General features: G+C 42.2%; 13 protein-coding genes and 1 riboswitch. Of the genes, 9 read left to right on the top strand and 4 right to left on the bottom strand.

Annotated features, from left to right (window positions below):
- Window positions 1–2: 2 nt before the first annotated feature.
- From NH454_RS06200 to dapA, 3 genes are read right to left on the bottom strand one after another with little or no spacing between them, the layout of a single operon-like run.
- Window positions 3–1,208: a PLP-dependent decarboxylase gene (locus tag NH454_RS06200; protein WP_253038540.1), complete on the bottom strand. Its 1,206-nt coding sequence runs from the start codon at window positions 1,206–1,208 to the stop codon at window positions 3–5.
- Window positions 1,208–1,948, bottom strand: coding sequence for a 2,3,4,5-tetrahydropyridine-2,6-dicarboxylate N-succinyltransferase (locus NH454_RS06195; protein ID WP_253038539.1), 741 nt, complete (start codon window positions 1,946–1,948; stop codon window positions 1,208–1,210). The genes NH454_RS06200 and NH454_RS06195 overlap by 1 nt, the downstream gene beginning before the upstream one ends.
- Window positions 1,949–1,962: 14 nt before the next feature.
- Window positions 1,963–2,847 carry a 4-hydroxy-tetrahydrodipicolinate synthase gene (gene dapA, locus NH454_RS06190; protein WP_135923243.1) on the bottom strand — a complete coding sequence of 295 codons (885 nt, stop codon included), beginning with the start codon at window positions 2,845–2,847 and terminating at the stop codon, window positions 1,963–1,965.
- 137 nt (window positions 2,848–2,984) lie between these two features.
- Window positions 2,985–3,181: riboswitch (Lysine riboswitch) on the bottom strand.
- A 182-nt stretch (window positions 3,182–3,363) separates the two neighbouring features.
- On the opposite strand from dapA, the gene NH454_RS06185 reads away from it, so the two are divergent.
- From NH454_RS06185 to NH454_RS06155, 7 genes are all read left to right on the top strand, one after another.
- Entirely contained in the window at window positions 3,364–4,059 is a 696-nt protein-coding gene (locus NH454_RS06185; RefSeq protein ID WP_135923244.1) for a DNA-3-methyladenine glycosylase I, read from the top strand.
- An 8-nt stretch (window positions 4,060–4,067) separates the two neighbouring features.
- Complete coding sequence (locus NH454_RS06180) at window positions 4,068–5,480, top strand: protein adenylyltransferase SelO family protein (protein WP_253038537.1); 1,413 nt, start codon at window positions 4,068–4,070, stop codon at window positions 5,478–5,480.
- Between the two features lie 354 nt (window positions 5,481–5,834).
- Window positions 5,835–6,893 (top strand): OmpA family protein, encoded by a 1,059-nt coding sequence (locus NH454_RS06175; protein WP_135923246.1) that lies wholly within the window; start codon window positions 5,835–5,837, stop codon window positions 6,891–6,893.
- A gap of 471 nt (window positions 6,894–7,364) precedes the next feature.
- Entirely contained in the window at window positions 7,365–8,432 is a 1,068-nt protein-coding gene (locus NH454_RS06170) for an OmpA family protein (RefSeq protein WP_135923247.1), read from the top strand.
- A 282-nt stretch (window positions 8,433–8,714) separates the two neighbouring features.
- Window positions 8,715–11,312 (top strand): bifunctional aconitate hydratase 2/2-methylisocitrate dehydratase, encoded by a 2,598-nt coding sequence (gene acnB, locus NH454_RS06165; RefSeq protein ID WP_135923248.1) that lies wholly within the window; start codon window positions 8,715–8,717, stop codon window positions 11,310–11,312.
- Between the two features lie 196 nt (window positions 11,313–11,508).
- Entirely contained in the window at window positions 11,509–12,141 is a 633-nt protein-coding gene (locus tag NH454_RS06160; RefSeq protein ID WP_199527633.1) for a 2OG-Fe dioxygenase family protein, read from the top strand.
- 9 nt (window positions 12,142–12,150) lie between these two features.
- Window positions 12,151–13,389 (top strand): cysteine desulfurase-like protein, encoded by a 1,239-nt coding sequence (locus NH454_RS06155; RefSeq protein WP_253038535.1) that lies wholly within the window; start codon window positions 12,151–12,153, stop codon window positions 13,387–13,389.
- Between the two features lie 82 nt (window positions 13,390–13,471).
- Here the strand turns inward: NH454_RS06155 and NH454_RS06150 are convergent, their stop codons facing one another.
- The gene (locus NH454_RS06150; protein ID WP_253038533.1) at window positions 13,472–14,176 is read right to left on the bottom strand and encodes a 2OG-Fe(II) oxygenase; all 705 of its coding nucleotides are present in this window, start codon (window positions 14,174–14,176) and stop codon (window positions 13,472–13,474) included.
- 36 nt (window positions 14,177–14,212) lie between these two features.
- Between NH454_RS06150 and NH454_RS06145 the strand changes: the two genes are divergently transcribed.
- Complete coding sequence (locus NH454_RS06145) at window positions 14,213–14,611, top strand: thioesterase family protein (RefSeq protein ID WP_054552415.1); 399 nt, start codon at window positions 14,213–14,215, stop codon at window positions 14,609–14,611.
- A gap of 82 nt (window positions 14,612–14,693) precedes the next feature.
- Complete coding sequence (locus tag NH454_RS06140) at window positions 14,694–15,272, top strand: aminodeoxychorismate/anthranilate synthase component II (protein ID WP_138556676.1); 579 nt, start codon at window positions 14,694–14,696, stop codon at window positions 15,270–15,272.
- Window positions 15,273–15,308 lie beyond the last annotated feature (36 nt).

Genomic DNA, 15,308 nt, shown 5'->3' with positions numbered 1-15,308 from the left:
GATTACCTTAAATAATAGCTGGCATCTTCAGCGCTACGAATGCACTCAATATTTCCTTGTTCAAGGATGTATTCAGCCGCTAATTCGTGGCATAAAAAGTACGGCATACTTTCGGTAAAGCCATACGCGCCACATTGGCTGAATACCAACCAGTCTTGCTCACTTAAATCACTAGCTAGTTGGTGCTCACCTAAGCAATCAAGCGCGGTGCAAAGCGGGCCGTATAAAGTCATTGCACTTGGCTCAGCCGTTGACTCACGCAGTAACACCGCAGGAAAATCTTGGCTTGTCACTGCAGGGCGAAGTAAATGGTTAATACCGCCTGATAAAATCACCTGCTGTTGATTGTAATTTTCTTTGCGTTCAACAACCGGTGTGGCGTAATGGCCGCATTCGCCTACCGCATAGCGGCCAAGTTCCATCCAAAGCTCTTTGACACCGGCATCTGCTTTAATACTCGCCAGAGTCTCGATAAGTGCAGACCAATCGAGTCGGTTAGCATCTTGAGTATAAGGAATGCCTAAGCCACCCCCTAAATCGAGAATATTAAGGTTAATATTTAATGCACTTGCTAGTTGTTGTAATGGCGCAATCATCGCACGCCATAGCTCGGCGAGTTTGTCAGTGCTCAGCATATTGCCCCATTGGAAAATATGCAGGCCATCAAAGTTAAGAGCAGTGTAATCACTGACTGTGAGCGCTTGCCACTCATCACAGCCCAAACCAAAAGGAGTAAGGCTATCGCCGCCAAGTGGGTTCTTTTCGCTGTCTGGCCAACGAAGTTGTACACGCAACAGAACTTGCAGCTGACAATTTGCTTTTGTTGCTTGCTCATTTAACCAGCGAACTTGGTTTATGCTCTCGGCCACGAAGGTACGTACGCCGCGAGCAATAAAATGTGAAATTTGTGCAGGGCTCTTTGCTGGCCCTGTGTTGAGCACGCGCTCGCTATCGATGCCTTGGGCAAGTACTTGCTCAAGTTCACCTTTACTCGCAACATCAAAATTAAACCCTGCGCTGTCTAAACATTGAATAATGCGAGACAGCGGGTTGGCCTTAACGGCATACCAAAGTTTCACATCGGTTTGCGCAGTTAGTTGATTTAAATGTGCAGTTAATTTATCTAAATCATAGATAAAAAATGGCGTATCAAGATGTGTTGAAACTTGTTCAACCGCTTGCTTGATGGGCGTGCTCAAAAAGCTCATTAACGTAAAACCTCTTCTAACAATAATGATGCATCGCTTTGTTCGTCACGGTATTTCACGATCAATGCACAAGACATGCTTAAACCTTGCTCGCGAGCCCATGCATTTGAAGCAGGGCGAGAACCTGGGATTACAATCGCGTTTTCTGGAATTGCTTCACCTTTGTCTAGCTGGCGCTCATTAACACAATCGTAGACAGGGATGGTTGCAGATAAGCGCACACCCGGCGCAAGTACAGCACCTTTTTTCACAACCACGCCTTCAACAATAACGCAGCCTGCACCGATGAAAGCGTCATCTTCAATAACCACAGGGCTGGCACCAATTGGCTCAAGCACGCCACCTAGCTGTACTGCTGCACTTAGGTGAACATTTTTACCTACTTGTGCGCATGAACCCACTAATGCGTGACTGTCGACCATCGTGCCTTCGTCGATGAATGCGCCAATATTTACATACGCTGGTGGCATGATAATCGTGCCTTTAGCAACGTGTGCGCCACGACGAACACTGCTACCACCTGGTACCATACGCACGCCGGCATTTGCAGCAAAGCCCTGTGGTGCTAGGTTGTGCTTATCCACAAAACCACCTGGGAACTCGGTATTTGTGCCATTTTTAAAGGCTTCTAAAATGCCTTGTTTAACTTCAACATTGGCATGCCAGTTGCCGTTTTCGTCTTGTGTAGCTGCGCGCACTGCGCCCGATTCTAAGTTGTTTAATAATTCTAACCAGCTCATGATAAAACCTGTTTTTAGTTCCAAGATAAAATTGTGTTGTTTGCGTGGGTGATGCTGTCTGTTTGCTCTAGCTCTAAATGCGTAAGCGGCGGACGTAAATGCGGGGTATTTATTTTACCTTGCAGGTGCATCAGTACTTTTACGGGGATTGGATTTGCGACAGCAAATAAGCTTTGAATCGCTTGCGACCAATCGGTGAATAGATTTGGATATTGACCACTTAAACTGCGTTTAACAAACTCATGGGTTTGACTCGGCCAAGCATTTGCGGCAACCGAAACTAAACCTTTTGCACCCGCTTGAGCAAAATACGGCATAAGTGCATCATCACCACTGAAGATAGCCAGTGTTGGTGACGCCGTTCTAAAGCCTTCAAATTTGCTAATGTCACCACTGGCTTCTTTTAAAGCCCAAAGGTTTTTGTGCTCAGCAAGGTTTTTGATCACCTGCGGTGAAATCTCAACTGCACTGCGTCCTGGTACGTTATACAACATACAAGGGTGATGACTTGCGTTAAGTAGGCTTTCAAACCAATGTGTTTGGCCAACAACCCCAGGTTTTGCATACAGAGGAGAGCCCAATAGGTAGCCATGAATAGGTAGTTGGTTGCAGTATTCAACCCAAGCAATTTGCTGCTTAAGGTTCATGCCGCCCACAGCGACCATAAGTGGTACAGTCGGTGCTAATTGGCAAACATGCTCAACAATGGCTTGTTGCTCTTTAAGTGAAAGCGCCAGTCCTTCGCCGGTGCTGCCAAGCAATAAAATACCGTTATTAGCATCTTGCTGCTCAGCGACCAGTTGCCCTAGGGCCGTGTAATCGACCTCGCCAGATTCAGAAAATGGCGTGACAAGCGCTGTCCATAATGGATAGTCGTTTAAATCAAAATTGTTGATCATCTCTCACGAACTTATAAGGTATTCGAAGAGTTTATGCGGGAGCAATTGAATGGAGCCGCATGTCGTCATTCGAACAAGGTATAATTCGAAGAGCGAATGGGCTTAAAATAATAAAGACGCAACGGCCTTATTATACTAAGACCAGAAGCTCTCCACCAAACTAATCAATAGCCTTTTGCTATTGTTGGTGACAGTCGCTGGGATTCAGCCCAGTCGCCCGAAATAAGCACCTCACAAACGGTGTTACTTCTCGGCGTTAATTCCCCTCACGTATGATCAACAGAGTCTGTGCTCCTCCTATACGCTACCTGAATAACGCACCTCTTCCAGCCCTTTATGCTCGCTTTATAGCTTAAAGCCAACATAGTTAAATAGGGTATCAGCGGCGATTAAAGCATTTTAGCCATCTAGGTGTCAAGGCGGAGTATTCGTTTTTTTAGTGACCGATTTTGCAACATGGTTACGTATAAGCGTGTTTTTAGTACACTAGTATTACCCAGACGAATTGGAAGAAGAATGGAAAAGTTTAACGATATCTATCAGCGAGCTGTCACCCGTAAGGGCAGTGAAGAAATGCTGCTTGCACTGCTTTCTGACCCGCTTGATAGCGCTGACATTGCCAAAATGCATGACGACTTATGGTTGGAAGAGTTAACGCGTAAAGTGTTCCAAAGTGGTTTTTACTGGTCTGTTATCAATAGTAAGTGGTCAGGATTTCGAGAGGTATTTTGGGACTTCAGTGTTGAGAAACTATTAATGATGCCACCTGATATGCTCGAGCAAAAAGCCAGTGATGAACGTATTATTCGTAACTTTAAAAAAGTACAAACGATCCCTGAAAATGCCTACATGATCCATGAAGTAGCTGAAAAACATGGTAGTTTCAGCCAATTTGTAGCTGATTGGCCAGTAAATAATATTATCGGTTTGTGGGCTTACTTAAAAAAGCATGGTGCGCGACTAGGTGGGAACACAGGGCCTTATGCATTGCGTGCTATGGGTAAGGATACTTTTTTACTGTCTCGAGACGTAGAAAATTATTTACGTGCTCATGAATTAATTGACGGTGGCTTACAAACTAAAAAGTCATTACAAGCTGCACAAGACTTTTTCAACGAGCTACAACAACAAAGTGGCTTTAGCCTGCAAGCGCTAAGTCAATTAGTTGCCTATGGGGTAGGCGATAACCGCGTTGGCATAGCTGCGCGATAGGATTTTTTATGAAACTGCAAACTAGGTATACCGATATCAGCGAACTATTGGCTATTGAAGATATGCCTACTCGCGCCGCTGATCCCGCATTATTGTTATTCAATGATAAATTAGCTCAGTCGCTTGGTATTAGTCATGATCCAGAATACCTAGCAGGACAGTTAAGTGGCTCAATAACTGATGACAGCGTAAAGCCTATTGCTTTAGGTTACTCAGGGCATCAATTTGGTCATTTTTCACCACATCTGGGGGATGGCAGAGCGCATTTGCTTGGAGCAGTTAAAGACGTTGAAGGAGTACTGTGGGACATACAGCTTAAAGGGGCGGGTGCTACAGTGTTTTCACGTGGTGGTGATGGACGTTGTGCGATTGGGCCGGCGGTTCGTGAGTTTATAATGAGCGAAGCGATGGCTGCATTAGGTGTCGCGACAACTCGCTGCTTAGCTGTTGTTACTACCGGCGAAACGGTGTATCGACAACCACCTCGGCCAGGCGCTGTCGTAACTCGCGTAGCAAAAAGTCATATTCGCGTTGGTTCATTTCAGTATTTAGCAACCCAGGGCGATATTGAAGGCTTAGAAAAGTTAGTTGATTACGCACTCAGTTGTCATTTCCCAGAGATAGATACGCGTGCAGAGCAACGTTATGTAGACTTTTTAACCGCAGTCATAGATAAGCAAATTGAGCTTATCATCAGTTGGATGCGAGTGGGATTCATCCATGGTGTAATGAATACAGACAATACATTAGTGAGTGGTGAAACCATTGATTACGGCCCATGCGCTATGATGAACCAGTTTGACTTTGATACTGTGTTTAGTTCCATAGACCATCAAGGGCGCTATGCATTCGGTAACCAACCAAACATTGCGAATTGGAATTGCGCGCGATTAGCTGAGAGCTTGCTGCCATTATTTAAAAATGAACAGCAAGCTTTGTCGTTATTATCCAGTGCAGTAAATAGTTTTGCTGAAAAGTTTAATCATGCATTTACTACAATGTGGCGACGGAAGTTAGGACTTCTAGATGAACACGACGATAACCAAGCTTTAGTGACTGAGTTACTCACTCTGATGCAGCAAAATAACCTTGATTATACTAATACTTTCAATGCTCTTACGGAGTCATTACTTGCGGATTTTGCATTACCGGATAGTATTAAGGGGTGGGCTGCAAAGTGGCGAGTCAGAACATCAGCTGAAAGTTATGACATCATGCGTGCTGTTAATCCTGCAGTCATTCCACGCAACCATAATATTGAAATGATCTTGGCGGAATATGAAAAAACAGGATGTAGTTCAATGCTGAATGGCTTTTTATCAGTTTTATCAAAGCCCTACGTTTACGATCAGCAATTCGAATCTTGGTATGAGCCACCTGAAAATGGCGATGCTAATTATCAAACATTTTGTGGTACCTAATGCATTTGTACTTGCTTGAAATAAAAAGTGTTTATTTAGTTTTTTTAAATGCTTGCTGATTGAGCAGAATAAACGCAAGTGCTATCATAGAATGGAGTTAACTTATTGCTTTAGATGATGATCTAATACGACTTTAGAATCATGTTAGACGTAATTTAAATAATTCTTTTGTTATATTGGATTCAGCTTTATTAAGTATTAAGCATCAAGTGTTAAGCATTGATAATTAATAAATAAGTAAAATTGTGGCTTATGAACTATCGTAAGATTGATTTTTTGAGCTACTCAACAGTTTTTAAATACTCAACAAACATTAGCTGAAAACAGCTTTATTGTGAAAATGGGAAGGAAATAATGAAACTAAAATCACTTACTATTGCGTTAGCACTGGCTGCAACGAGTTCTACAGCCCTCGCTGCTGAAAAAGAAGGTTTTTATATTGGCGCATTTGGCGACTATTACGACAATTCTTGGGAAAATGTTCGTGATTATCCGCCAGGTGGATTGAATGTTGATGACTCAACTGGTTGGGGCTTAGAGTTAGGCTATCGTTTCAGTGATTACTGGAGCGCGCGTCTAGAATATGCAGACATGGACTTTGATTGGACTGCAGATTTAGCTAATGGTACTTCAACAAGTGGCTCTGAAAGCGGCGAGCGTTACGGTATTGATGCTTTATATCACTTAGGTGGCGGCCCATTCTATGGTATTTTTGGTCTTAAGAACTTAAGTGCTCTAGATGAAAACTTAACGTTTGCTAACGTTGGTGCCGGTTATCAGCACTACTTTACAGACAATTTCGCATTTAACGCTGAAACGTCTTTATATCAAGGTCTTGATCGTGGTTACACTGATGTTGGCGCTAAATTAGGTTTCAGCTATATTTTCGGTAACCAAAGCTCATCTGAGCCAGTAGAGCCTGCGCCGGTTGTTAGCGCTCCAACTGATAGCGATAATGATGGTGTTATGGATGCTGATGATCAGTGTGCTAACACACCAATGACTGATGCAGTAGATAGCACAGGCTGTACATTATACGAAGAAAAAGAAGCAACTATCACCTTGTTAGTTACTTTCCCGCATGATGTAGCAGAAGTACCAAACAAATACTTCAGCGATATTGCAGATGTGGCTGCGTTTATGAAAGAAAACCAAGACACATCAGTTGTATTAGAAGGCCACGCCTCTGCAGTGGGTGATGCTGACTATAATATGAAGCTTTCAGAAAAGCGCGCACAAGATGTTGCTGATGAACTTATCAAAGACGGTATCGCTGCAGATAGAATTTCGACAGTTGGATACGGTGAAGAGCGTTTGAAAAATAAAGCCTACACACTGGAAGCACATGCTGAAAACCGTCGTGTAGAAGCGCAAATTACAAGCGTTGAACGTGTAAAAGTTCTTCGTAAATAAGACTAAACTATTATAAATATGTAAATACTCCTATATTTATAAATAGTTAAAAATAGTAAAGCCGAGCCAAGTAGTTGGTTCGGCTTTATTTTTTTAATTTAAGAACATAATTATTTTTCGATTAAATAAAATAATCTTCAGAATGTACCTTTTTGTTAAATGATAATTTAAGTGAATATTGATTTGAATCATCAAAGTAACTATCAACCATTTGTGCTATAGCTTTTTTAGTTACCTTGTAGAATAATTATTAGGTAATATAATTATTTTTACTGTAATGTTTTTTTAGTATCAATATTGTTGGATTTATATTGATTCTTTTTACGTCGCTGTATTTAGTTGGTGTTGTTAAATTAAGAAAATTTATTATGTTGTTTGGGTTTATTAAGTTTGGATTAATTACTCATCAACTATCTTGACGGAATGTAGGCTACACGGCCTTAAGTTATCTTAAATGGAAGGGAATGAAACATGAAACTGAAACCACTTACAATTGCTTTAGCGCTTGCTGCAACAAGTGCCTCAACAATCGCAGCCGAGAAACAAGGTTTTTATATTGGTGCGTTTGGTGATTACTACGATAATTCATGGGAGAATATCCGTGATTATCCGCCAGGTGGCCTAGACGTAGACGACTCAACAGGGTGGGGTTTAGAGCTTGGTTATCGCTTTAGCGACTACTGGAGTGCCCGCTTAGAATACGCAGATATGGATTTCGATTGGAACGTGACCGACAACGATGGAACTACAATGAGTGGTTCTGAAAGCGGTAAGCGTTACGGTATCGATGGTTTGTATCACTTTGGCGGTGGCCCATTCTACGGTATTTTCGGTTTGAAAAACCTTGACGCTGTTGATGAAGATTTAATGTTTGCTAACGTGGGTGCCGGTTACCAGCACTACTTTACAGATAACTTTGCATTTAACGCAGAAACTTCTTTATACCAAGGTCTTGACCGTGGCTACACTGATGTTGGTGCTAAATTAGGTTTCAGCTATATCTTTGGTGATCAAAGCGAACCAGAGCCAGTTGAGCCAGCACCTGCAGTTGTACCTGTTCCGGTTGAGCCAGTTGATAGCGATGGCGACAGCATTCCAGATGCAGATGACCAATGCGCTAATACACCTATGACAGATGCTGTAGATGCTTCTGGTTGTACATTATACGAAGACCGTGAAGTAACGAAGAGCTTACTAATCACATTCCCTAACAATACATCTAAAGTTTCACAACAATATTTAGATGATATTGACAGTGCAGCTGCATTCTTAAAAGAGCATCCAGGCACTGATGTTGTATTAGAAGGTCACACTTCATCTGTTGGTAAAGCAGATTACAATAAGTGGTTATCGAAAAAACGTGCTGATGCAGTCGCTAAGAAGCTTATTGAAGATGGTATTGATGCGATGCGCCTAACTACAGTTGGTTATGGTGAAGAGCGTCTTAAAAATCCAGCTAACACGCCGGAAGCACATGCAGAAAACCGTCGTGTAGAAGCAAAAGTTAAAGTTATTGAACGTGTTAAAGTAGAGCGTTAATAGTTAGACTTTGCATAGAGTTTAAAACCCAGCCTAGTGCTGGGTTTTTTGCTTTTAAAACACAGATAGGAATGATTCTTAATAAATATTCATCAGAATAGCTTTTTTTTTTAGTACTATTCATGTTATTTATACTGAATATAAAGTGCCTAAGCGCAGCATGGATTTTCATCTATACTTAAAAGCTTTATAATTAACCGTCAGAATACTATAAGTACTGGGTAAAATTGCTATTTAGATTAATAGAACCGAGTACTTTCACGTCACCAAGAGGGCAATATTGTGCTACAAGAATATCGTAAACACGTAGAAGAACGTGCCGCGTTAGGTATCGTACCAGCGCCACTAGATGCTCAGCAAACGGCTGATCTTATTGAACTAATCAAAAATCCACCGGCAGGTGAAGAAGAATTTATCGTAGACCTTCTTGTTAACCGCGTACCACCAGGTGTTGATGATGCTGCTTACATTAAAGCAGGTTTCTTAGCTGCAGTTGCAAAAGGCGAAGCGAGCTCACCACTTGTATCAAAAGAAAAAGCAGCTGAGCTACTTGGTACTATGTTAGGTGGTTACAACATCGCACCTATGATCGAACTTCTAGACGACGAAGCGTTAGCACCAATCGTTGTTAAAGGTTTATCAAACACATTATTAATGTTCGATGCTTTCTACGATGTAGAAGAAAAAGCGAAAGCAGGTAACGAATTTGCTAAGCAAGTAATCGAATCTTGGGCAAATGCAGAATGGTTTGTAAACAAGCCTGCAGTTGCTGAAAAAATCTCAGTTACCGTATTCAAAGTAACGGGCGAAACAAACACAGATGACCTTTCACCTGCTCCAGATGCATGGTCACGTCCTGATATCCCACTACACGCTTTAGCAATGCTGAAGAACGAACGTGATGGTATCAACCCTGACAAACCAGGTGAAGTTGGTCCAATTTCACAGCTAGAAGAGCTTAAAACTAAAGGTTTACCTCTTGCATACGTTGGTGATGTAGTTGGTACGGGTTCTTCTCGTAAATCTGCAACTAACTCTGTACTTTGGTTCATGGGTGATGATATTCCTCACGTACCAAACAAACGCGTTGGTGGTGTATGTTTAGGTGGTAAAATCGCGCCTATCTTCTTCAACACAATGGAAGACTCTGGTGCATTACCAATCGAACTACCTGTTGATGAGCTAAACATGGGTGACCAAATCGATATCTTCCCATACGAAGGTGTTGTTAAGCGTCACGGCACAGATGAAGTAATCTCTACTTTCTCTCTTAAATCAGACGTAATTCTTGATGAAGTGCGTGCTGGCGGTCGTATTCCACTGATCATCGGTCGTGGTTTAACTGATAAAGCGCGTGCATCTCTAGGTATGGAAGCTGAAGATATCTTCCGCAAACCTGCCCTTGTAACTGATTCTGGTAAAGGCTTCACATTAGCTCAGAAGATGGTTGGTAAAGCATGTAACATGCCTGGCGTACGTCCTGGTCAATACTGTGAGCCGAAAATGACAACGGTTGGCTCGCAAGATACAACAGGTCCTATGACGCGTGACGAACTTAAAGATCTAGCGTGTTTAGGTTTCTCTGCAGATTTAACAATGCAGTCTTTCTGTCATACATCAGCTTATCCTAAGCCAATCGACGTAAACACTCACCACACACTTCCTGATTTCATCATGAACCGTGGCGGTGTATCACTACGTCCAGGTGACGGTGTAATCCACTCATGGTTAAACCGTATGTTATTACCAGATACAGTAGGTACTGGTGGTGACTCGCATACTCGTTTCCCTCTAGGTATTTCATTCCCAGCGGGTTCTGGTGCAGTAGCATTCGCAGCAGCAACAGGTGTAATGCCACTTGATATGCCTGAGTCAATCTTAGTACGTTTTAAAGGCGAAATGCAGCCAGGTATCACATTACGTGACCTAGTACATGCTATCCCTTATTACGGTATCAAAGAAGGTCTTCTAACAGTTGAGAAGAAAGGTAAGATCAACGAATTCTCTGGTCGTGTATTAGAAATCGAAGGTGTTGAGCACCTAACTGTTGAGCAAGCTTTCGAACTTTCTGATGCGTCAGCTGAGCGTTCAGCTGCAGGTTGTACAGTTAAACTTTCTAAAGAGTCTATCGCTGAATACCTAGAGTCAAACATTGTAATGCTTAAGTGGATGATCTCTGAAGGTTACGGTGATGTTCGTACTATTGAGCGTCGTATCACAGCAATGCAAGAGTGGTTAGCTAACCCTGAGCTGATGGAAGCTGATGCTGATGCAGAGTACAAACACGTACTTGAAATCGACCTAGCTGATATCAAAGAGCCAATCCTTTGTGCTCCAAATGACCCTGATGATGCACGTCTTCTTTCAGACGTAACAGGCGAGAAAATCGATGAAGTATTCATCGGTTCTTGTATGACTAACATCGGTCACTTCCGTGCTGCAGGTAAACTACTAGATGGTTTCAGTGGCCGTATCCCAACTCAACTTTGGGTTGCACCACCAACGAAAATGGATAAAGACCAACTTACTGACGAAGGTTACTACGGTATCTTTGGTCGTGTAGGTGCGCGTATCGAAACTCCAGGGTGTTCACTATGTATGGGTAACCAAGCACGAGTTGCTGATAAAGCAACGGTTGTGTCTACCTCTACGCGTAACTTCCCTAACCGTCTAGGTACTGGCGCAAACGTATTCTTAGCATCAGCAGAGCTTGCTGCAGTAGCGGCAATCTTAGGTAAACTACCTACACCTGCTGAGTACCAAGAGTATGCAGATAAGATCAATGCAACTGCAGCTGATACATATCGTTACCTGAACTTCCACCGTATGCCTCAATACACTAAAAAGGCAGACCAAGTAATCGTTCAGCAAGCCGTTTAATTCTAATTAAAATTAAATAGCTAAAAAGCCCGCATCCAGCGGGCTTTTTATTTTAGATAAAAATTCTAATTTACTTCTAAATTCGATCTTAAAGCTACATAAATCATCATTGCTGTTTACATAATAACGCAAAAATTTCCTACCAATTGCATTAAAATCCTCGCCAATATTCTCAACATATTAAGGCGAGATCGTTATGACAAAATTAAACAACCAGAATCTATTGCAACTTCGTTTTGTAAGCCAAGCTCATATTGACGCAGTAAAGCCTTCTTTTGCTAACCTACCTGCGAATCCGTACGCCGATGGTCAATTTCGTAAGCGTCGCTATTCAGTAATCAAAGTCGTTGATGGTGAATTAAAGCTACAACCAACTAAAGCATTTGTGCAGGATGACTCAATCAATACCTTCCAAGGTAATGTTGAGCGTACTTATGAAAATTTAGAAGATAGCTTATTAGCCACTGATGGCATGAAGCAAATCGTTAATCAGTTCCGCGATATGACGGGGATCAGCGATGATCGCGATATTGAAATTCACCAATTTAGAATGCTTGCGATTGACAGCGATACACCCGCTGCGCCTGAAGGTGTTCACCAAGATGGTTTTGATCACGTATGTGTATGTGGTGTATCACACGAAAACCTTGAAGGTGGTGAGCTACTTGTTTATGAACATCAGCAAGCAGAGCCTTGTTTCAAAATGGAAATTAAAGACGGCATGTTCGCGCTTATTAATGACCGTGAAGTATGGCACAACGCAACACCAATGAATAAATTAGACGCAAGCAAAGAAGGTTACCTTGATTGCTTCGTACTAACTGCGTAAGGGTATATCATGAACTTAACGCAATTACGTCGTCAATTTCCTGCACTTATGCAACAAGTTGCTGGTCAGTCACCGATTTTCCTTGATGGCCCGGGTGGCTCGCAAGTGCCACAGTCGGTTTTAAGTGCCATGACTGCTTATTTGGGTTACTACAACTCGAACTTAGGTGGTGCATTTTTCTCAAGTGATAAAACGGTTGAGTTAATGGCTAACGCTCGCCAAGCAGCAGCCGATTTATTAAATGCCCCATCTAAAGAGCAAATCGTGTTTGGTGCAAACATGACAAGCTTAACGTTCAGCTTTAGTCGTGCCATCTCGCGTGGTTGGACTGCCGGTGATGAGATTATTGTCACAAATGCTGATCACTACTCAAATGTTTCTTCTTGGCAGCAAGCTGCTGAAGATAAGGGCGCAACAGTAAAAACGGCTCTTATCAATGAAGCTGATTGCAGCTTAGATATGGCACACTTTGAAAGCCTTTTATCAAGCAAAACAAAGCTTGTTGCAGTGACGTATGCATCAAACACTACTGGTTCAATTAATGACATTAAACGCATTGTTGAGCTTGCTCATGCAGTTGGTGCGCTAGTTTATGTTGATGCCGTTCATTACGCACCTCATGAGCTGGTAGACGTACAGGCACTTGATTGCGACTTTTTAGCGTGCTCTGCATACAAGTTCTTTGGCCCTCATCTTGGTATTGTATATGGCAAACGTGAGCACCTTGAAGGTTTCACACCATACAAAGTTGAGCCTGCAAAAGATGTTGCCCCAGGTCGCTGGGAAACGGGTACGCAAAGCTTTGAAGCGCTAGCTGGTCTCATTGCTGCTGTTGATTACATTGCTGCAATTAGTGAGCTTGATGACAGTCATTCACGCCGAGAAAAACTGGCGGCTGCCTTTGCTATCACTAAACAGCACGAAATGGCATTAAGTAAGTATTTCTTAACTCGTTTAGCAGATTACCCGAGCATTAAGCTGTTTGGTATTAATGATCTAGAGCGTGTTGCTAATCGCACACCGACTTTTGCTTTAACTTTTGAAGACGTCGAGCCGCGTGTTGTTTCTGAATTTTTAGGGAAGCAACATATTTGTGTGTGGGATGGTAACTTCTACGCGCAAGGCTTATGTAAGCAACTCGGTGTATTAGAGACAGGCGGCGTAGTTCGCATTGGCTGTATGCATTACAACACAATTGAAGAGCTTGATAAGGTTTTTGATTTATTTGATCAATTACTAAAAAATTAAAGCTAAGTTTTTAGCTATAAGTTTGAAGCAGCCCGAAGGGGCTGCGATTTGACAGAGCTAACAGTCAGTTAGATTTTTACCGCTAGGATTGTGGTTGCCCATAGATTTGCTCTGCACGGTTAAATAGAACCCACGACGTTAAAATATACTTATCATTTGAAATGGGCTTATTACCTCGGTGCGTATGGGTAAAGTAACCCGGAGCTACGACCATCGACCCCTGTTTCGGTGATATTTTACGCTGTTGATAGTAAAACTCAGTTTCACCACCTTCTTCTACATCATTTAGATAGAACATAAATAACAGTACGCGATGCAAGGCTTCGTTATGACCGTGTTGTGGGTATACCTCGCTATGCCAATACGGGTAGCCCCCTTTATTGATATCGTATTTTTGTGCTTGAATAGGCCCAAGGCGGAAAATTTGCTGCACGAGTAATGGCAATTGTGGTTTGCCAACTTCTTCAAAATTATCTTGTGTAAGATCAACTGGCTGACCTGTTTTCGGATGATAAACCTTTAAACCAAATGCACCTATCATCATGAAAATATGCTCTTCAAGGTATTTAAAGATGTGGCTGGCGGTTGTTTGCTGAATATGCTTAAGTTGCTCAACGTACTCTGGATGATTATTAAGATATAAATCGCGGCTGTCTTTTTTTGCTAAATCCACGCCGCCAGAGGTAGTGCCTTGTTTTAAATGCGGGCTTTGTTCAAATACCGTGATAAAGTTGTCGCAAAATTCTTTGCTGAGGGCGTTTTCGTATACGCGAATAAAGTCCGTCATGAGCTACCTTTAGTTTATATTTTTTATAGGGTTACTATGTTTACTGAGACTATCACACCTCGTTTTAGCGAAACTGATGTGCTAGGGCATATCAACAATACCGTACTCCCTGTATGGTTTGAAGCCGCCCGAGCGCCTATTTTCAGGTTTTTTACCCCCGATCTAAACCCTTATGAGTGGAAATTGATCATTGCTAAGGTTGAGGTAAGCTTTGTCGGTGAGTTGTTTTATGGCCACGATGTAACCGTTAAAACCAGTGTAGAGCACATTGGCTCTAGCTCATTTGTGCTTCGCCAAGAAGCATGGCAACAAGATAACTGCTGCGCCGTTGGTAAAACTGTACTCGTGCGTTACGACTTTGCAAACAAATGCTCGCAAAAACTTAATGAGCAGGAAAGGGCTGACCTTACAGCGCATTTAATCGCTGAGGAATAAACCATTTTTTGCCGACATTTCGCAGCACTTGGGTTAAAATGCGCCTTCATTATTTTGACTGAGTAATTTTGGGTTACACGCAATGCTGTTAATGATCGACAATTATGATTCGTTTACCTACAACTTAGTGCAGTATTTTCAGCGCTTAGATCAAGATGTATTGGTAAAACGTAATGACGAGATCAGCATTGCAGAGATCAAACAGCTCAATCCTGAACATATTGTTCTTTCACCCGGCCCATGTTCACCCAACGAAGCGGGTATTTCGTTACAGGTGGTCGAACAGCTAAAAGGTGAAGTGCCTATTCTTGGGATCTGCTTAGGGCATCAAACTATTGCTCAGGCGCTTGGGGCTGAAGTAGTCAGAGCAAAACGAGTTATGCATGGCAAAACTTCATTGGTTAAACATAACAACCAAGGGGTGTTTAAGGGGTTAGCAAACCCACTTACCGTTTGCCGATATCATTCATTAGTGGTTGATAAGCAGCATTTACCTAATGACCTTACAATCACTGCTTGGACTGAGCAAAATTCTGATTTCGAAGAAATAATGGGTTTAATGCATGCTAATTTAGCGCTTGAAGGGGTGCAGTTTCATCCTGAAGCAATTTTGACTCAGCAGGGACTTGAATTACTTGCTAACTTTTTAACTCGCTTCTAATCTTAGGCTAATGAATTAACAAATATGACTGACAAT

This window comes from Pseudoalteromonas sp. Ps84H-4 (genome assembly GCF_024124645.1).
Lineage (GTDB): Bacteria > Pseudomonadota > Gammaproteobacteria > Enterobacterales > Alteromonadaceae > Pseudoalteromonas > Pseudoalteromonas lipolytica_C.
The sequence above is the reverse complement of the archived record's forward strand: the minus strand, read 5'-3'. Positions and strand labels throughout refer to the sequence as shown.